The organism is Streptomyces maremycinicus, assembly GCF_001184025.1.
Taxonomy (GTDB): Bacteria; Actinomycetota; Actinomycetes; order Streptomycetales; family Streptomycetaceae; genus Streptomyces; species Streptomyces maremycinicus.
The window spans coordinates 99,215-117,316 of record NZ_BBYG01000010.1; the positions used below are offsets into that span (position 1 = coordinate 99,215).

Annotated in this window: 17 protein-coding genes; 14 read left to right on the forward strand and 3 right to left on the reverse strand. The window is 67.0% G+C overall.

Features of this window, described 5'->3' with window-relative positions; all coding sequences use genetic code 11:
* Positions 1–35 precede the first annotated feature (35 nt).
* Together AOQ37_RS39675 and AOQ37_RS08000 are read right to left on the reverse strand one after the other, a co-directional pair.
* A complete protein-coding gene (locus tag AOQ37_RS39675; protein ID WP_107085141.1) occupies positions 36–881 on the reverse strand; it encodes a nuclear transport factor 2 family protein in 846 nt (281 codons plus the stop codon).
* Complete coding sequence (locus tag AOQ37_RS08000) at positions 874–2,481, reverse strand: ABC transporter substrate-binding protein (RefSeq protein ID WP_078890078.1); 1,608 nt, start codon at positions 2,479–2,481, stop codon at positions 874–876. Before AOQ37_RS08000 ends, AOQ37_RS39675 begins: the two co-directional genes overlap by 8 nt.
* Positions 2,482–2,778: 297 nt before the next feature.
* Here AOQ37_RS08000 and AOQ37_RS08005 point away from each other — a divergent pair, with 297 nt between their 5' ends.
* From AOQ37_RS08005 to AOQ37_RS08020, 4 genes are all read left to right on the forward strand, one after another.
* Complete coding sequence (locus tag AOQ37_RS08005; RefSeq protein WP_078890079.1) at positions 2,779–3,960, forward strand: acyl-CoA dehydrogenase family protein; 1,182 nt, start codon at positions 2,779–2,781, stop codon at positions 3,958–3,960.
* 54 nt (positions 3,961–4,014) lie between these two features.
* The gene (locus tag AOQ37_RS08010; RefSeq protein WP_159401319.1) at positions 4,015–4,737 is read left to right on the forward strand and encodes a nuclear transport factor 2 family protein; all 723 of its coding nucleotides are present in this window, start codon (positions 4,015–4,017) and stop codon (positions 4,735–4,737) included.
* A gap of 105 nt (positions 4,738–4,842) precedes the next feature.
* Positions 4,843–5,418: a flavin reductase family protein gene (locus AOQ37_RS08015; protein WP_078890081.1), complete on the forward strand. Its 576-nt coding sequence runs from the start codon at positions 4,843–4,845 to the stop codon at positions 5,416–5,418.
* Between the two features lie 41 nt (positions 5,419–5,459).
* Complete coding sequence (locus AOQ37_RS08020) at positions 5,460–6,107, forward strand: NADPH-dependent FMN reductase (protein ID WP_062642684.1); 648 nt, start codon at positions 5,460–5,462, stop codon at positions 6,105–6,107.
* A gap of 441 nt (positions 6,108–6,548) precedes the next feature.
* Here the strand turns inward: AOQ37_RS08020 and AOQ37_RS08025 are convergent, their stop codons facing one another.
* On the reverse strand, positions 6,549–7,271 hold the full coding sequence (locus tag AOQ37_RS08025; RefSeq protein WP_063781132.1) for an SDR family NAD(P)-dependent oxidoreductase: 723 nt from the start codon (positions 7,269–7,271) through the stop codon (positions 6,549–6,551).
* A 145-nt stretch (positions 7,272–7,416) separates the two neighbouring features.
* On the opposite strand from AOQ37_RS08025, the gene AOQ37_RS08030 reads away from it, so the two are divergent.
* The 10 genes from AOQ37_RS08030 to AOQ37_RS08075 all read left to right on the forward strand — a co-directional run bounded on the left by AOQ37_RS08030 (position 7,417) and on the right by AOQ37_RS08075 (position 17,939).
* Entirely contained in the window at positions 7,417–8,088 is a 672-nt protein-coding gene (locus AOQ37_RS08030) for a GntR family transcriptional regulator (RefSeq protein WP_062643548.1), read from the forward strand.
* Between the two features lie 347 nt (positions 8,089–8,435).
* A complete protein-coding gene (locus AOQ37_RS08035; RefSeq protein ID WP_306305208.1) occupies positions 8,436–9,158 on the forward strand; it encodes a fumarylacetoacetate hydrolase family protein in 723 nt (240 codons plus the stop codon).
* A 14-nt stretch (positions 9,159–9,172) separates the two neighbouring features.
* Entirely contained in the window at positions 9,173–10,114 is a 942-nt protein-coding gene (locus tag AOQ37_RS08040) for a VOC family protein (RefSeq protein WP_062642688.1), read from the forward strand.
* Between the two features lie 10 nt (positions 10,115–10,124).
* Entirely contained in the window at positions 10,125–11,513 is a 1,389-nt protein-coding gene (locus AOQ37_RS08045) for an MFS transporter (protein ID WP_062642690.1), read from the forward strand.
* A 2-nt stretch (positions 11,514–11,515) separates the two neighbouring features.
* The gene (locus AOQ37_RS08050; RefSeq protein WP_062642692.1) at positions 11,516–12,319 is read left to right on the forward strand and encodes a crotonase/enoyl-CoA hydratase family protein; all 804 of its coding nucleotides are present in this window, start codon (positions 11,516–11,518) and stop codon (positions 12,317–12,319) included.
* The gene (locus tag AOQ37_RS08055; RefSeq protein ID WP_078890084.1) at positions 12,316–14,301 is read left to right on the forward strand and encodes an acetoacetate--CoA ligase; all 1,986 of its coding nucleotides are present in this window, start codon (positions 12,316–12,318) and stop codon (positions 14,299–14,301) included. The genes AOQ37_RS08050 and AOQ37_RS08055 overlap by 4 nt, the downstream gene beginning before the upstream one ends.
* Positions 14,298–15,242 carry a 3-hydroxyacyl-CoA dehydrogenase NAD-binding domain-containing protein gene (locus tag AOQ37_RS08060; RefSeq protein WP_234436839.1) on the forward strand — a complete coding sequence of 315 codons (945 nt, stop codon included), beginning with the start codon at positions 14,298–14,300 and terminating at the stop codon, positions 15,240–15,242. Before AOQ37_RS08055 ends, AOQ37_RS08060 begins: the two co-directional genes overlap by 4 nt.
* Positions 15,243–15,282: 40 nt before the next feature.
* Positions 15,283–15,573: a putative quinol monooxygenase gene (locus tag AOQ37_RS08065; RefSeq protein ID WP_062642696.1), complete on the forward strand. Its 291-nt coding sequence runs from the start codon at positions 15,283–15,285 to the stop codon at positions 15,571–15,573.
* Positions 15,574–15,579: 6 nt separating this feature from the next.
* Entirely contained in the window at positions 15,580–16,566 is a 987-nt protein-coding gene (locus AOQ37_RS08070; protein WP_062642698.1) for a fumarylacetoacetate hydrolase family protein, read from the forward strand.
* Complete coding sequence (locus AOQ37_RS08075; protein ID WP_062642700.1) at positions 16,563–17,939, forward strand: aldehyde dehydrogenase family protein; 1,377 nt, start codon at positions 16,563–16,565, stop codon at positions 17,937–17,939. The genes AOQ37_RS08070 and AOQ37_RS08075 overlap by 4 nt, the downstream gene beginning before the upstream one ends.
* Positions 17,940–18,102: the final 163 nt, after the last annotated feature.

Consider the following 18,102-nt stretch of genomic DNA (forward strand, 5'->3'; position numbering starts at 1 on the left):
TTGACCTCCTGAGTTCTCCTCAACAAGAGGAGTAACTATTGGTGCCGTGGGGGAGCGGCCTTGTTCACGCCGCTCCAGTGTTCGGCGAGCATGCCGTCCCGAATGGCATAGGCGGTGAAGGCGTAATAGGGATACCGGCGGTCCGGCTCGTCCGGGTACGGCTGCGGCAGCAGGCCGGCCGTGACGACGATGTCGCCTTCGGCGGCGAGCAGGACGTGCGGCAAGGTCATTGTCTCCGGCACCGGCCGGGGACCGGCCGGAAAGACCAGGCTCAGCAGGTCTTCGAGTCCGGCCCGCCCCTGTGGGTAGTGCCGACCGTGCTGCCGGTAGTCATCGGTGACGAAGCGTTTGGCGGCCTCGGCGTCCTGGCCGTCGAAAACCTGTCGGTAGAAGTCCACGGCCAGGTGCTTGGCACGGTCGGGATCCGGTCCGTGTGCCGAGGGCCGCGGCCGGGGGGTCCCGTCGCCCCAGGATGCCCATGACAGCTGGGTCGGCGCCGCCCGGTTGATGCTCGGCCACCGTTCGGTGATCTTGCCTTCCCGGACGCGATAGGCGTCGAAGCTGAAGAAGTCGAACGTGGCGCCGGGGTCCTCGGGCTCCGGCTGCGGCATGGAGTAGCAGACGACCACGATGTCTTCGTCGGCCACGGCGAGGGCTGGCTCCGGCATTGGCTCTGCGCCGGGAGACGCTGGCGCGGAGGGCGCGAACGTCTCGCGGACCGATTGCTCCATGGCGGCCAGCCCCTGGCCGCCATGGGGGGCGTGCACCCGGACGTCAGCCACGCAGAACTCCCTCACCGACGCCATGTCCTGTCTCCAGAACACCTGCCGGTAGAAGTCGACGATGAGGGCCTTGCTCGCCTGCGGGTCGTGTTCACCCATTGGCCGGGGACCAGTTCTCGCTCGTGACGGGGCTGAATGGATCCAGCTCGCGGGTCAGGTACGACGATGGCACGTTCGTGATGTCCTTGCGCGTCGCCTGCAGCGTCGGCACGGAGGCCACCGGAACTGCCCACTCAAGCTCGTCGAGCCGGGCGGTAGCCGCCTTCATCAGGGTGTTCTGCTCGCTCTGTGTGGCAGCCAGCCCGGCCTGCTTGACGAGTTTCTCGAGGGTCGGATCCGTGGCCACCTTGAATGGGTTCATATAGGCCCCGGCCGAGAAGTTGACCTTTGCCAGAGAGAACGTGCCGGTCGCGCCCGCGTTCCACACGTACGCCGGATACTTTCCGCTGCCCACCTGCTGCGAGACGGTGCCGGCGGACGCGTCGCTGCTGACCAAGTTGACCTTGATGTCGATCGCCGCGAGAGCGCTGACAAGCGCCTGCCCCAAGGTGTTGTTGGCGTCGAAGACGGTTGGGTCGAACACCGTCAGTGTGAAGCCGTTGGGGTAACCCGCCTCGGCCAGGAGCTGCTTCGCCTTCGTCTTGTCGTACGGGTAGAGGTTCGTGTCGGCTTCGTTGTAGCCCTGTGCGCCGGCGGGAACCATGGAGCTGGTCGGCGTGGCGGAGCTGCCGTAAACCGCCTTCGCGATCTGTGTGCGGGGGATCGCGTAGGAGATCGCTTGACGCACCTTCACGTTCGCCAGGGGCCCGGTGTTGCGCTGCGCCAGCACCAGCATCGGCATCCCGTCGGGCGCCGCTCCCAGCTTGCCCGTGGAGATCCGGAGGCCGGAAGACTCGGCTGTGTCCACGTCGGTCGCAGGGATCGCCTGGGCCCAGTCGATCTGCCCGGATTCAACGGCGCTGAGGCGCGAGCGGGCATTCTGCATCGGCTTGAGTGTGATCTTGCTGTATTTGATTGCCGATTGATTGAAGTACGCACGGTTCGGCACGTACGTGTAAACGCTGCCCTTCAAGGTCGCGGCGGCGTCGAGCTTGTACGGACCGATTCCGTCGCTCGTGGTGTTCAGCGACTTGGGGTTCGCCAGGCCCTTGGGGCCGACGATCGTCCCGAGGCCGTTCTGCCCGCTGAGCTGCCACAAGGCGAAGTCGTATGTCACGGGTGTGCTGTAGTGGACGTCCACGCTGTATTTGCCGGACGCTGTCACTTTGTCGACCGGGACCGCGTTGGACTGGTTCGGGCCAGGTGTCTTCAGGAAGTTGTCCATCGACGCCACGACAGCCTGCGCATCGAGTTCCGTGCCGTCGGTGAAGTGCGTGCCCTGGCGGAGGGTGAGGCGTAGCGTCTGGTGGCCGGAGCCGAGAAACTTCCACGACGTCGCGAGGTCCGCCGCGTACTTTCCGGCCGAGGTCTGGTGCACCAGTGAGTCGTAGGCCGGGAAGCAGTAGGTCGGCGGAGCGCATGAAGTCGGATCGAGGCTCAGGGTGTCGCTCGCCATCCCGATGGCGAGCGTACCGTCGTTGCCATTGCCGCTATTACTGGTCGAGCCGCCACAGGCGGCCAGTGTGACGAGGGCGGTGGATGCCGCTGCGGCGACTGAAACTCGCCGTGTCCACCGCTTCTCGTGAGCAGGTGTTGTCATCGTTGACCTCCCCGGGCGCCATCGCCCGGCTCTGCCCGGAATATAGTACGATACCGTACTGTCCTGTTGCGAGGGTGTCAACGTCTCGCCGCCTTGACTTCGCCCTCTTGGTGCAGGGTGTGGCCGCTCCGTGCCGTGAAAGCCCCCATTGAGGCGCGTATCAGCCTCAGCCTATAAGTCGCTCGCGTGCTGGATTCAGCCCCTTGCTCGCGTTAACACAGTACGATACCGTATCGTTCGCTCCCTTCGGTCCGTTGGTAGAGCCGAACCGGAGGTCGTCCAAAGAAGGGCAGACAAATGACTCGACCAGCCGTAGTCACCGAGTACGACCTACTTGCGCGAGCGGAGGAGCTCGTGCCCGTCCTGCGGGAGCGCGGCCCCGAAGGCGAGCGGCTGGGCCAGTTGCCGCCTGCCACGCTCGCCGACTTCGAGGCCGCAGAGTTCTTCGGAGCCATGCGACCGGCCGAGGTCGGCGGTCTGGAGATCGGTCTCAAGTCCTTCGCCGCCATCACGCGAACCCTGGCACGCGGCGACGCGTCCGCCGGCTGGATCGGCGGCTTCCTCATGACCCACTCCTGGCTGCTGTCGAAACTGAGCCTTGAAGCGCAGCAGGACATCTTCGCCGGGCAACCCTGGGTGCTCGCGGCGGCAGCCGCAGCGCCTCCTGGACGTGCCGAGCGCGTTGCCGGCGGCTATCGGATCTCAGGGCGCTGGCGGTTCGCTTCCGGGATCATGCACTCAGAGTGGGTGGTGCTGATGGCGATGGGCGAGGACGGGCCGTTGTCCTGCGTCGTACCGGTCGGTTCCGTGACCATCCACAAGACATGGAACGTTCCCGGTATGGAGGCGACCGGAAGCAACGACGTGGAGGCTGATGGCCTCTTCGTCCCGGAGCACCTCGCCGTCGGCTTCGCCGAAGCCGCCGCGGCGGATTGCCCCGGAGCCAAGGCCTTCGGTTATCCGTTGCTGCGCTACCCCATGCACCGGGTTCTGCCGTTGATCCACCCGCTGGTCGCGCTGGGCACTGCCGACGCGGCACTCGAGTTGTTCCGGGAAGGGGTCGGATCCCGAATCCGGCCGCAGACCGGCGGCCGGGTGATCGATGAGCCGATGACTCACCAGCTCTACGGCGAGGCGTTCCATCGCGTGCGTACCGCGGATCTGGTGCTCAACGACGCACTCGATCGCATCGTGTTCAGCTACGGGCCCGGCAACCCGGAGGAGCCGTCGCTCGAGAGCCGTGCCGAGATCAACCTGGCCGTCACCGCGGCGGGTGTCATGGCCTTCGAAGCCGTCGACCTGCTGGTCCGTGCTTCGGGCGCGAGCATCCACCGCACCGGTCACCCGCTGGACCGGATCTGCCGGGACACCCAGGTCATGCGGAATCACGGCATGCTCGACTGGCGCTACGTCTCGTCCGTCGGCGGCCGGGCACTGCTCGGCCTCAGCCTCGGCGAGCACGCCGAGGCGCTCTTCTGACCCCTGGGCACAGGCGGGCCGGGCGTCCGACGGTCTCAGATGCCGCTGCGGCCCATGAGCCAGGACCGGCCATCCGCCCGAATCTGCCAAGGCCCGAATCCACGAAGAAGGGATGAAATGGATATCTCTGCAGACCTTGCCCTGCGTATCGATCGCCTTGAGGCGGCGCAGGCGGTTCAGAATCTGATGGGCAAGTACGAGTACCTGCATTCCGCGTACCAGAACGCGGAGATCGTCAAGCTGTTCGCCGAGCGCGACGACATCATCATCGACATGCCCTTCGGGCGCTGGAACGGGCGGGAGGCCGCGCGACGCTGCTTCGGTGTCATGTTCGAAGAGGAACTGACGGCACGAGATCGTCGTGGAGAGCTCGCCGAGCACACGCTGACGACGCCGGTGATCGAGGTGGCGGCGGACGGGCAAACGGCGAAAGCGGTCTGGAACTCGCCGGGGCACGAGGCGCACACGTTCTTCTGGCTCCCCGACAAGCCGCGCATCGCCTTCTGGTATTGGTGCCGCTACGCCGTGGACTTCATCAAGACCGACGAGGGCTGGCGGATCTGGCACCTGCACGTGTACCAGACCTGGGCCTCCGAGGTGAACTCGAGCGTCGTCTCCAGCGAGCCGCCGACGGAGCCGCCGACACCGAACGGCTGGGCAGCCCCCGACGAGGCGCTGACCTTGATCACGAAGTACAGCGCGGAGAAGGAACCGGAACTGATCCCGGTCCCGCCGGAGCCGTACGACAGCTACGTGGAAGACAACCACGTGACGTGATGTGAGGCAGGCGCAGCAGGTCGCGGCCCTCAATCAGGTGTCCGCCGCGATACGAAGCCGTTCCCACGTACTTCGACAACCATGCACTTCGACAGAGGAGTTGAGATGGGCTCGATCTTCGCGCGAGCCGAGGCTTCACCCAACGCAGCCTCCGGCAGGGGCAATACGTCACTGGTCGGCGGACTGCCGGCCGAAGAATTCAAGCTGGTGTCCCGCAACCACGCCGCAGGCGTCGCCGTGATCACCGCCGACGCGGGCGAGGGCCCCGTCGGACTCACCGCGACCTCTGTGTTCTCCGTCAGTGCCGAGCCTCCGCTGTTCGGCTTCTCGCTGTCGTGCGCGTCCTCGAGTGCGCCGACGATCGCGAAGGCCGACACCGTGGTCATCCACCTGCTCAGCGCGCGCCAGCTCGCGGCCGCCCGGCTGTTCGCGACGAGCGGCGTCGACCGCTTCGCGGACCCTGAGAGCTGGGGCCGACTCGCGACCGGTGAGCCCTGTCTCCACGGGGTCCCCGTTTGGATCCGCGGCCGCATAGTCGGTCGCATGGAGGCCGGCGGATCGATGGTGGTCACCGTGCATGCGCTGCAGTCCCACATCGCGCCGGCGGCTGGCGACGCGCCGCTCGTCTACCACAACCGTACGTGGCACCAGCTCGGTGACCACTCGATGCTTCCGGCATGACCGGACAATCCGCGCCCGCAGACACGGCTGTTGAAGGAACAATGACTCCGAGACTTCTGATCATCATCGCGAGCACGCGACCCGGACGGCTGGGTCTCCCGATCGGACGCTGGGCGGCCGACGCGGCCAAGAGGCACGGGGGCTTCGAGGTCGAGGTCGCCGATCTCGCCGAGTTCGACCTGCCCCTGCTCGACGAGGCCGCCCATCCGCGCACCGGAAAGTACAGCCACGAGCACACCCTTGCGTGGAGCCGCGCGGTCGAGTCGGCGGACGCCTTCCTGTTCGTCACCCCCGAGTACAACTACGGCCCTCCGCCGAGCCTGCTCAACGCCATCTCGTACCTGTTCTGGGAGTGGGCGTACAAGCCGGTCGGCTTCGTGAGCTACGGCGGTATCAGCGCCGGTCTGCGCGCGGTGCAGGTGCTCAAGCAGATCGTGACGACGGTCCGGATGATGCCCGTCCAGGACGGTGTCGCCATTCCCTTCGTGATGCCGCATGTCCAGGACGGCGTCTTCTCCCCGACTCCGATCGTGGAGGAGACGCTGCCGTTCCACCTGGACGAGGTTCTGCGCTGGGCCAACGCGCTCGAAGGGTTGCGCGCCCAGGTCCCGCAGCTCCGGCGCCTGCTCCCGCCGGGTGCCCCGAAACTCCCTCCCGGCGCTACCCCGCCGCTTGGAGCGAGGCAGTAGCTGCGACTGTCTTCCGGATCGGCCACGACGGCGATCGTCACGCCCGACTGACGGTCGGGACCGGGCTTCATCAGAGAGGCCGCCCCACATGCGACCAACCGCGTGTGGGGCGGCGGGCACATCGTCCACACGCACTGCTCACGTGGCCGCATTCGGCGTGAACGAGCCAGGACCCGGATATGTCCCACCGCGCGTGAGCGCGCCGGCTGCCCGTCCGGTGAAGCAGTTCGAGACGAAGGCCGCCCTCGTTGATGAAGGCGTTGGAGCGTATGGCAATTGCCGGTCACCCGACCGTGCATTCGATCTTTGTGTCGAGCGCGGAGCCAGCCACTCGGGCAAGGTTTCCAGGTTGCCGACCGCGAGGCGAACGTGACCTACAGTCATGGCTCTCGCTCCTCCGGTGGCTCCGATCCGGTCTGAGCGACTGTCGGCTGGTCGGAATCAGTATGTGCTTCGTCCGCCCGACAGGTCGAATACCGCGCCCGTGGAAAAGCTGCATGCCGCGCTTGCCATCCAGGTCACGAGCGCGGCGACTTCGTCCGTGGTGCCCAGACGGCCCATCGGGATGGCCGCGCGCATCTCCGCCTGGACCGCCGAGCTGTTCTCATGCGTCATGCCGGCGTCGATGCCGGCCGGTGTGATCGCGTTGACGAGGACACCGGTCTTGGCGAGGTCCTTGCCCAGTGCCTTGGCGAGTGCGATCACTGCGGCCTTCGAAGCGCTGTAGGCCGGAAGCAGCGCGGAGCCTTCCTTGCCTGCGACCGACGCGACCAGGATCACGCGGCCGTAGCCGCGTTCGACCATGCCGGGAAGCACCGCCTTGCAGGCCCGGAACGTTCCACCGGCATTGACGTCCATGACCTGGTTCCAGGTCGACTCGGGCAGGTCGAGCAGGCGCGTCCAGGGTCCGCTGATGCCGGCGGCGTGGACGAAAACGGACACGGGCCCGAGATCACGCTCAACCCTTGCGACCCCTGCCGCGAGCGACTCGCTGGACGTGACGTCCGCGACGACGGGGAAGTGGGCGTCGGGGGAGTGGGGGTTGATGTCCATGATGGCGACTTGGTGACCCGCGGCGGCGAGAGCGTCCGCGCACGCCCGGCCGATGCCACTGCCTCCGCCCGTCACGATCGCGATGTTGCTGGGAACACGGCTCATCGTCATGTGGGTTCCTCTTTCCGACTCGGACCCCAGAAGAATCGATATTCTGGCATGAAATCGACTACGCGTCTATGTTGGGCAGATGGCCGCTCGGGCTCTCTCGATCGAGCAGCGTGAGCAGTATCGATTTTCTGGCTACACTGCGAACATGAAGCGGCAACGAGTCGGGTCCTCGCTTGTGGAAGACGTGCAGGCCCAGCTGCGGGAGGAGATCCTCTCGGGTGCCCGTCAGCCGGGCGAGCGCTTGCTGGTGCAGCCGTTGTCGAAGCGGCTTGATGTCAGCCTCTCCGTTGTGCGTGAAGCGCTCACTCGGCTTGCGGAGCAAGGCCTGGTGGGCTCGGCGCCGCAGCTGGGCTTCACAGTGATGCCGCTGTCGGTCGATCACCTGACTGATCTGACCCGGGTGCGCATCGACATCGAGACGATGATGATCCGTCGGGCCACCGTCGAAGGTGATCTGGACTGGGAGGCAGGGGTTCTCGCCGCCCATCATCGCCTCGCCGGCACTTCTCCGGAGTCCGGCGGCGTCATGAACCCCGCCTGGCGGTCTGCCCACTCGGAATTCCACGGCGCTGTCGCCTCCGGGTGTGCCAGTCCGCTGCTGCAGGACATCCGAGCGGGGCTCTACGACAAGGCCGAGCTCTACCGAGCGTGGGCTGTGAAGGTCAGCGGCAGTCGGGACGTCGCCAAAGAGCACCGGCGGATCTGCGAGGCCGTTCTGGACCGGGACGCCGACCGCGCCTGCGAACTCATGGCGGCGCACGTGCAGCTGACGACCGACCTTCTCCTCGAATCGATGTCGGATGGCGACGTGGCCTGACCGGCAGTAGGCGGCGCCGGAAATCTGATGTCGACCGTGCATGCCCAGATGTGGGGGCGATTTGCCCGCATATATTCACCTTCCCGTTCCCGAGAAACGACTTCCGGAGAAAATTTCGATTTTCTCTTGCCATATCGATGCGGCGAGTCGCAGGCTCTGGTGAAGGGCCCCCGGCTGTGCGGCCCTGGCGAATCTGAAGGGCTGAACCGATGCGACTTGCAAACCTTGCCGGCCGAGCCGTCCTGCTCGTCGATGGCGGCGCCGTGGACGTTGAGCGACTCACGGAAGGGAAGTTCGGGCCCGGCGCCCGCTCCGTCCTGGACAACTGGGCGGTTTTCCGTGCCGCGGTGGCTGACGTCGCGATCGACCAGGCGGAGCGGATCCCGTACGTTCTGGCCGACCTCGGCACACCAGTGCCCGAGCCCCGCCAGATCTTCGCCGTGGGCCTGAACTACGCCGATCACGCCGCCGAGTCCAACGTGCCGGCGCCGGAATTCCCGTTGATCTTCACGAAGTTCCAGAGCTCACTCGGCGGCCCGGCCACTCCGGTCTCGCTCCCGTCGGAGGGCGTCGACTTCGAGGCCGAGCTCGTGGTGGTGATCGGCAAGGAGATACATCAGGTGGCCGAGTTGGACGCCTGGTCCTACGTTGCCGGGCTGACCGTCGGCCAGGACCTGTCCGAGCGTGCGGTTCAAGGCCGCGGACCGGTCCCGCAGTTCTCGCTCGGCAAGTCGTTTCCCGGGTTCTCGCCCTGCGGCCCGGCGGTGGTCTCGCTCGACGAGGTCCCAAACCCGGACGACCTCGCCATTCGCGGCTGGGTCGGCGACGAGGTTCTCCAGGAGAGTCGGACCAAGGAGCTCATCTTCTCGGTCCCCAAGCTTGTCTTCTACCTCTCCGGCGTCTGCACCCTCTACCCGGGGGACCTGATCTTCACTGGCACCCCGGCAGGCGTCGGTATGGGGCGCGTGCCCCAGCGCTTCCTGCGTCCCGGCGAGACGCTCATGACGGAGATCGAGGGCCTCGGGCGACTTGAGATCCCGCTTGAGCAGGGCTATCCGACCTCCGCCTGAGAAGGAGCGCTCCGATGTCACTTCACGGTCTCTCATCACTCACGTTCGGAGTGCCGAACATCCCCGAGGTCACCACGTACTACGAGGATTTCGGCCTCGACGTCACCCGTACCGACGCCGACGGGGGCACGCACTTGGCTACTGCCGACGGCGGCGAGCAACTGCACATCGCCCATGCGGACCGTCGTCGACTCCTGGCCATGACCGTCGCCGCCGAGGACCACGACGACCTCGACCACATCGCGTCGAACCTTGCACGAATGGAGCTCCCGGTCGACCGGAGCGAGAACTTGCTGACGACTCGTGACCCCGGCACGGACGTCGTGGTCAACGTCGAGGTGAGCCCGCACATCGTGATGACCCCCAGTGAGCCCGTTGCTTACAACGGCCCTGGTCGGCCGGTGCGCCTCAACCAGCGGGCGCCGGGTATCGAGCGGATCAACCGGGTCCGGCCCCGCAAACTCGGTCACGTCGTGCTCGGCTCCACCGACCAGCCGAGCAGCCAGAAGTTCTTCACGGAGGGGCTCGGCTTCAGGATCAGCGACGTCGTCAAGGGCGAGGCGGCCTTCATGCGCTGCAGCACCGACCACCACAACGTCCTTGTCCAGGCCGCACCGATCACGCTGCTGCACCACACGTCCTGGCAGGTGGACGACGTGGACGAGATCGGCCGTGGCGCGATGTCGATGCTCGAGGAAGACCCAGACCGCCATGTCTGGGGGCTGGGACGGCACCACATCGGTTCGAACTTCTTCTGGTACCTGAAGGACCCGGCAGGCAACTTCAGTGAGTACTACTCCGACATGGACTGCGTTGTCGACGACGAGCTTTGGCAACCGGGTGTGTGGGAGGGGATCAAGTCCCTCTTCAGCTGGGGCCCGAAGCCGCCGGACTACTTCTTCCATCCCGAGGACCTCGCCGGCCATATGGCCGGGGCACACGTAGGACACCCCTAAGAGGATGGGCATGTCCGCCACGTCGGGCGCATCCGTTGAGCAGGCAGCGCCGCCTGTCGCCCCCCATTCGCTCGGCGCCTACTTCGCATCGATGCGCGGCTATCCGAAGGCCGCATGGCGGGCCGCTTTCGCCGTTCTGATCGCCATGGGCCTCAGCCCGGTCGTGCTCATGACTCTCGTCACGTTCGTCGCGGCCCCGATCTCGCAGCAAACGGGCTGGTCAAGGCCGTCCGTGATGTCCATGTTCAGTCTGCCCATGCTGATCGGCGCGCTGATTCTGCCGGTGACGGGTCGTTTCGTCGACCGCTGGGGAGCTCGTCGAGTCGCCTTTCCCATGATGGCGCTCTACGGGTTGGGCACCGTGGCGATCTGGGCCGCGGGGACGAATCAGGCCCTGCTGCAGACCGCACTGATCATCTCGTCAACCGCCGGTTTCTCGGCCTCGCTGGGCGTGGGCTTCAAAGTGGTCGCGGCCTGGTTCACCGATCATCGAGGAGCCGGTTTCTCGCTCCTGCTCGGCTCCGCGGTCGGGCTGTTCAGCGCGATACTGTCACCGGTCGGGAGCGCTCTGGTCAACTCTGTGGGCTGGCGTGCGACGTATCTCCTGATCGGCCTGGTCATCCTGCTGGTGGGCTTGCCCGCGCAGATCCTGCTGCTGCGCGAAGCTCCGGCCGCGCTCCACGCGCGCGCGACGGATGCTGTCCTGCCCGGCGCCGACGAGGCGCGTGACGACTGCCCGTCAGTGACTCTGTCTACCGCTGTGCGCAGCCGCGCCTGGATCCTCTATGTACTGCTGCTCGCGCTCAGCGGTGGCGCGATCATGGCGGTCCGATCGAACGCCGAGGCGCTGCTGACCCCGTATGGCGTTTCGGTGAACGTCATCGCCCTGTCGCTGTCGGCGCTGCTGCTCTCCTCGATCGTGGGTCAGGCCCTGGTCGGCTTTTCCCTGGACCGCTCCCGAACTTCACGCGCCATCGCACCGTTCGTCCTGTGCACTGTGCTCGGGTTGCTGCTCGTCGCCGCCAGCGGCCACGAACTGTGGCTGCTGTTCGGCGGGATGTGCCTGCTCGGCCTCGCCACCGGCGCGGAGAGCTCCATGGGCCCGTTCCTGAGCGCTCGGTACTTCGGGCTTCACAGTTTCGGGCAGATCCAAGGGCTCACCCTGGCGCTGACCACCACGGCGAACACACTGGCCCCGGTGTTGGCCGCCGCCCAGCTCAATCGCGGCCTCAGCTCCGGCGCGCTGTTGACAGCACTGGCGATCACAAGCGGGATCGCCGTCGCGATGGTCTTCCTCCTGCCCGGCTACCCGACGGCTGGCAGACCGACCGAGCGGGCACCCGGACGCGCACCCGCGGCGCCGGACCGAACCATCGAGCTTCTCGACAATCGGAGTTGATCGTGACCACGACCGATCTGGGACTGCCGTCTTCGCTGCGGCTGGAGCGGGACGGCGATATCGCCGTCCTGACCATCTCGCGGGAGCACAAGCGCAATGCCCTCGACGACGCCACCATCGAAGGCCTCGGCGGTTTCTTCCGCCGGCCGCCGACGTGGGCTCGCGTTGTCGTACTGACTCCCGACGGTGATCACTTCTCCGCTGGTCTCGACCTCGCTGAGCTGGGCGAACACGATGCTGTTGGAGGCTTCCACCACTCGCGGACATGGCACGACGCCTTCACACAGATTGAGTCCGGTGCGGTACCGGTGATCTCGGTCCTCAAGGGCGCGGTGGTGGGCGGAGGTCTCGAACTCGCCGCGGCCACCCATATCCGCGTCGCGGAGCCGTCGGCGTTCTTTGCTCTGCCCGAAGGCGAGCGAGGTCTGTTCGTCGGTGGCGGCGGGTCCGTCCGGGTGCCCCGGCTCATCGGCGTGCATCGGATGACCGACATGATGCTGACCGGGCGCGTGCTGTCCGCGACGGAAAGCGCCCAGTTCGGACTCGTGCACTACCTCGTCGAGGAGGGGGCGGGACTCGCGTCTGCCTTCGTGCATGCTCGGCGGATCGCCGCCAACTCACCCCTCGTCAACCACGCGGTGTTGCAGGCCCTCCCCCGGATCGCCGAGGCGAGCCCGGAGACCGGGCTGCTGATGGAGGCGCTGATGTCGGCTGTGGCGCAGAGCGGGAGCGATGCCAAAGAGCGGATGAGCGCGTTCCTCGTCGGCCGCGCGACCAAGGTGAACGGCGCGGAGGCGGTTCGGTGAGCGCCAAGACCGGTTCTGAGCCGCGCTTGTTGTACGGACCCACCCCACACAGTGTCGAGAACGCCCAGGTCCAAGGCTTTCTACGCTGGCTCTCCGCCGAGCGGGGCATCGACCTCGGGTCGTGGGACGAGCTCTACGCGTGGTCCGTGCGGGAGCTCGAGGTCTTCTGGGAGTCAGTGTGGGACTACTTCGAGGTCAAGGCCCACTCCCCGTACGAGCAGGTATTGGACAGTCGCGAGATGCCCGGCGCGCGCTGGTTTCCCGGCGCGAGCCTCAACTACGTCGAGCACTGCTTCGGGCGGCCCGAGGACGGCGGCAAGCCCGCGGTCCTGGCCTACTCGCAGACTCGCGAACCGCGTCGGCTCACCTTTGACGAGCTGAAGGAACAAGTGCGCCGAGTTCGCGCCGGGTTGCGGAAGCTCGGAGTCGGTCGAGGCGACCGGGTGGTGGGTTACCTGCCCAATACGCCTGAAACGTTGGTCGCTTTCCTCGCCACGGCCAGCCTGGGAGCGGTCTGGGCGAGCTGCGCTCCCGAGTTCGGGTCGGTGAGCGTCATCGACCGATTCAGCCAGGTCGAGCCGAAGGCGCTGCTCGCCGTCGCGGGCTACACCTACGGCGAGAAGCCCATCGACCGTCGGAAGGAGATCGGCGAGATTCGCGCTGCGCTGCCTTCGCTGGAGCACGTCGTCCACGTGCCGTACGGGCCCCGCGTCCTTCCCGACGCCACCTCGTGGGACGACCTGTCGGCGGAGACGGAGGAATCGCTCGACTTCGCACCGGTGCCCTTCGACCACCCGCTCTACGTGTTGTTCTCGTCGGGGACCACCGGTAGGCCCAAGGCGATCGTGCACGGCCACGGCGGGATCCTGCTCGAACACCTGAAGAATCACGCGTTTCATTGGGACATGGGGCCAGGGGACAGGCTCCTATGGTTCACCACGACAGCGTGGATGATGTGGAACACGCTGGTTTCAGCCCTGTTGGTGCGCTCGTCCCTGGTGATGATCGATGGCAATCCGCTCTACCCCGACCTGCGCGAGCAGTGGCGCTTGGCGGCGCAGACCGAGGCCACCCTCGTCGGGGCGAGTCCCGGCTACCTGATGGCCTGCCGGAAGGAAGGCGTCGAGCCGGCCAAGGAGTTCGATCTGTCGAGGGTCCGCCAGCTGGGTTCGGCCGGCAGCCCCTTCCCGGCGGAGGGCTTCGACTGGGCGGTTGGGCAGTTCGGCGACTCGGTGCTTCTCAACGTCGGCAGCGGCGGCACGGACGTATGCACGGGCCTGGTGCAGGGCTCGCCGCTGCAGTCCGTCTGGGCAGGGGAGATGACCGGTCCGAGTCTCGGAGTCGACGTCAAGGCCTTCGACGAAGCCGGGAACGTCATCGTGGGCGACGTCGGCGAGTTGGTCATCACTTCGCCGATGCCCTCGATGCCGGTCGGCTTCTGGGGCGACGTGGACGGCGAGCGGTTCCGTGCGACGTACTTCGACCAGTACTCGGGAGTGTTCCGCTTCGGTGACTGGTGCCGTTTCAGCACGGTTGGTTCATGCCTCATCACCGGTCGATCCGACGCCACGCTCAACCGTGGTGGCGTACGGCTCGGAACCGCTGAGTTCTACCGCGTGCTGCAGGACGTCGAGGAGATCACCGACAGCGTCGTGGTCCACCTGGAGGACCGCGAGGGCGGCATGGGGCGCCTGATGCTGTTCGTCGTGCTGCGGGACACCTTTGAGCTGGACGATGTCCTGCGCCGGAAGCTCGCGCGTGACCTGCGGACCGCACTGTCTCCGCGTCACGTTCCGGACGAGATCATCGCCGTCCCGATGGTGCCGTACAGCCGAACGGGCAAAAAGCTCGAGGTCCCGGTCAAGCGCATCCTGCAAGGGGTCACGCCGGAAGACGTGGCCTCGCCCGGCGCGCTCATCGATCCGGCAGCGCTTGACGCCTACGCGAAATTCGCTCCGGAGCTGGGCGCGGGATCGCAGTGACCCGGCGAATCAGGACCGTCGCGATCGTCGGAGCCGGTGTCATCGGTGCCGGTTGGGCCGCGCTCTGCGTGGCTCGCGGCCTCGACGTGAGCGCCTACGATCCGGCTCCAGGCGCGGAGCAGCGGCTCCGCGAAGCGATCGACGCGGCTTGGCCGGCGCTGACCCGACTCGGGCTCGCCGACGGCGCATCGCGAGAACGTCTGGCCTTCGCGTCATCCGCGGCCGACGCCGTCAAGAAAGCGGACTTCGTCCAGGAAAGCGGCCCCGAGACTCCTGAGCTCAAACAGAGCCTCCTCATGGAGCTCGACGCGGTCACACGCGCCGACGTGCCGATCGCGAGCAGTTCTTCGGGACTCATGCCGTCCCAGCTGCAGGAGATGGCCGACCAGCACCCCGAGCGGATATTGGTGGGTCACCCCTTCCACCCGGCGTACCTGATCCCCCTCGTCGAGGTGGTCCCGGGAAGGCTCACCACGCCGTCCGTGGTCGACGCCACGTCGTCCTTCTACTCGTCCCTCGGCAAGCGACCGATCCTCGTCAGGCACGAGGTCCTTGGCCACGTCACGAACCGGCTGCAAGCCGCCCTGTGGCAGGAGGCCTACTCGCTGGTCGAGCGGGGAGTAGCCACCGTCGCGGACATCGACACCGCGATCAGCGACGGCCCCGGTCTTCGGTGGGCGTTCCTCGGGCCCTTCGCGAACCAGCACCTCTCCGGCGGCGCGGGCGGGCTGGCCCACACCCTCGAGCATCTCGGACCACCCGCCCAGGAGTGGATGGCCGACCTCGGTCGCGTCCACCTCACACCGGCGCTCGTCGACCTCTTGGTCGCCGGCATGGGAGCTGAACTCACTTGCATCGACGAGACCGCTCTCGTTGCCCAGCGCGACGAGCTGCTCATCCACCTGATTCTGCAAAAGCGTGGGCGCACGGCACTGCCGTGACGCCTCGACAGACAACACCACCCAGATAAGGAGCCACACCATGGCCTACGTCGTCACCGCCACCTGGACTGCCCAGCCGGGCAAGGAGGACATCGTCCGCGGCGCAATCGAAAAGCTGACCCCGCCCTCTCGCCAGGAGCCGGGCAACCGCTTCTACCAGGCGTTCCAGGACCCGACCGAGCCGCTAGTCTTTCGCCTCTTCGAGATCTACGACGACGAGGAGGCCTACCGCGCTCACGGCGCCTCGGAGCACTTCGCCGAGTACGGCCACGGCGTGGCGATCCCGGTTCTCGCCGGCCGCGAGCGTGCCTTCTACGAGACGATCGGCTGAGGCACGATGAAGCTGGCGGCCTTCCGACGTACCGATGAGCCCGACGGTACTCGCCGTGTCGGGCTCATCGTCGAGGACGGCTCGGGTTGGACGCTGCACCCATTCGACGGGGACGCCGACCTGGTCACCCTGCTTGCCGCTCCGTCCGCCGAGCGCGCGGCTCGGGCGCAGTCCGCCACTCGGCGTGACGGACTGCTCCCGGGCGATGTCGTCCTTCTTCCTCCGGTCTATCCCGTGGCGATGCGCGACTTCCTCACCTTCGAGGCGCACGTCGACGGGATGGAGCGAGGGCAGGGCAACCCCGGTCCGCCGACGGAGTGGTACGAGGCGCCCGTCTTCCTGTTCATGGCGCCGCACGCCGTCACCGGGCCGTACGACGACGTGCCGATGCCGCCCGGTACCGAACGCCTGGACTTCGAGCTGGAGATCGCGGCGGTCGTCTGCCGGGATGTCAGAGACGTCACCCCCGCCCAGGCGCGCGAAGCGATCGGTGGCTACTGCGTGATGAACGACTGGTCGGCGCGCGACGTGCAGGGCAAGGAGATGAAGCTCAAGCTCGGGCCGTCGAAAGGCAAGGACTTCGCGACGACGATCGGTCCGTGGATCGTCACTCCGGACGAGCTCGACGCCTTCCGCGATGCCGATGGCTTCCTTGACTTGGAGATGAGCGTGAGTGTCAACGACATCGAGGTCGGTAGGGACCGTTCCGGCCACATGGGCTGGTCGTTCGAGCAACTGGTCTCGCACGCCTCCCAAGCCTCATGGGTCAAGGCGGGCGAGGTGCTCGCGTCAGGCACCTGTGCTTCGGGTTCGCTCGCCGAGTCGTGGGGCCGCAACGGTGCGCTCGTCCCGCCGCCCTTGCGGACCGGCGACATCGTCGAGATGACGATTCAGGGGCTCGGCACCATTCGCAACGTCGTCGCACCGCGGAAAGAGAGCGTGGCGGCCGTCGCGCCGGCCCGACGACGCACAAGCCTGGAGACCTCCGCATGAGCATCCTGATCACTCACAATCCTGCTACCGGAAGAGAACTCGCGTCGTACGAGGCACATGACGAAGCGGGCGTCGACCAAGCGCTGGCCGACGTCCACGCCGCCTCCGCAGTCTGGCGGGACACTCCCCTCGACCAGCGGCTCGCGCTGCTGCGCGGTGTCGGCAAACTTCTGACGGAGCGGAAGGAGCGGTATGCGGCGCTGATCACCGCGGAGATGGGCAAGCCGATCACGGAGTCGCTCGGCGAGATCGGCAAGTGCGCCTGGAACTGCGAGGTGGTCGCCGACCTCGCTCCGGAGTGGCTCGCCGACCACGAGATCGCTTCGGGCGCATCCCGCTCGTGGCTTTCCTATGAGCCGCTCGGCGTCGTCTTCGCCGTGATGCCGTGGAACTTCCCGTTCTGGCAGGTGCTGCGATTCGCCTGCGCCGCGCTGGCCGCCGGCAACGCGGCGTTGCTCAAACACAGCCCGGATGTGACGGGGTGCGCGCTGGCGATCGAAGAGCTCTTTGCCGGCGCAGGTGCGCCGAAGGGACTGTTCCGCAGCCTCGTCGTCGCGGCCGAGGACGTGCCCGCGGTCTCGCACCGCGTCGTCGAGGACCCTCGCGTCGCGGCGGTGACCCTCACCGGCAGCGAGCGCGCGGGCTCGTCGATCGCCGCGGTCGCCGGTGCGTCGGTCAAGAAGTCAGTGCTCGAACTCGGAGGCTCCGACCCGTTCGTGGTCCTGGCCGACGCCGACGTGGCGGCAGCCGCCGCCACCGCGGTCAAGGCGCGCTTCAACAACACCGGTCAGAGCTGTGTATGTGCCAAGCGATTCATCGTGCACGAGGACGTGGCCGACGAATTCATCGAACGCTTCGTCGCTGACGTCGCCAAGTTGCGGCTTGGCGACCCCACAGACCCTGCGACGACGATCGGCCCGATGGCGCGCGCCGATCTGCGTGACGGGATCCTCCGGCAGATCCGGCAGAGTCTCGCCCAGGGCGCTCGCCTCGTCGTGGGCGGCCACGCCGTCGAAGGGCCCGGTTCGTTCGTCGAGCCCACTGTGCTTGACGGGGTGGAGCCGGGAATGGCGGTGTTCGTGGAGGAAACCTTCGGTCCCGTAAGCGCGGTGACTCGCGCCAGGGACGACAACCACGCCGTCGAGCTCGCGAACGACACCACGTTCGGACTCGGCGCCTCGGTCTGGGGTAGTGCGGAACACGCGCTGGCGGTTGGTCGTCGGATCCGGTCGGGTGCCCTCTTCGTCAATGCGATGGTCGCCTCGGATCCGCGCCTGCCATTCGGCGGCACGGGCCGAAGCGGATACGGCCGGGAGTTGTCGGCGGAGGGCGTGCGCGAGTTCACCAACGTCCGCACGATGGTCGTGGCCTGACGCCGCGCGGTGTCGGCTCGCCTGGTTCCCTCGGAAGTGGGTCGCATCGGCATGAGGAACCGGGGACGCCCAGGAGCGGTGGTCACCGCAGGGGCCCCGTGTGGGCGTGGGGTGATGCCCACCGGTCCACGGGCGCCGCGCACCCCCATATCAGCGACAGAGT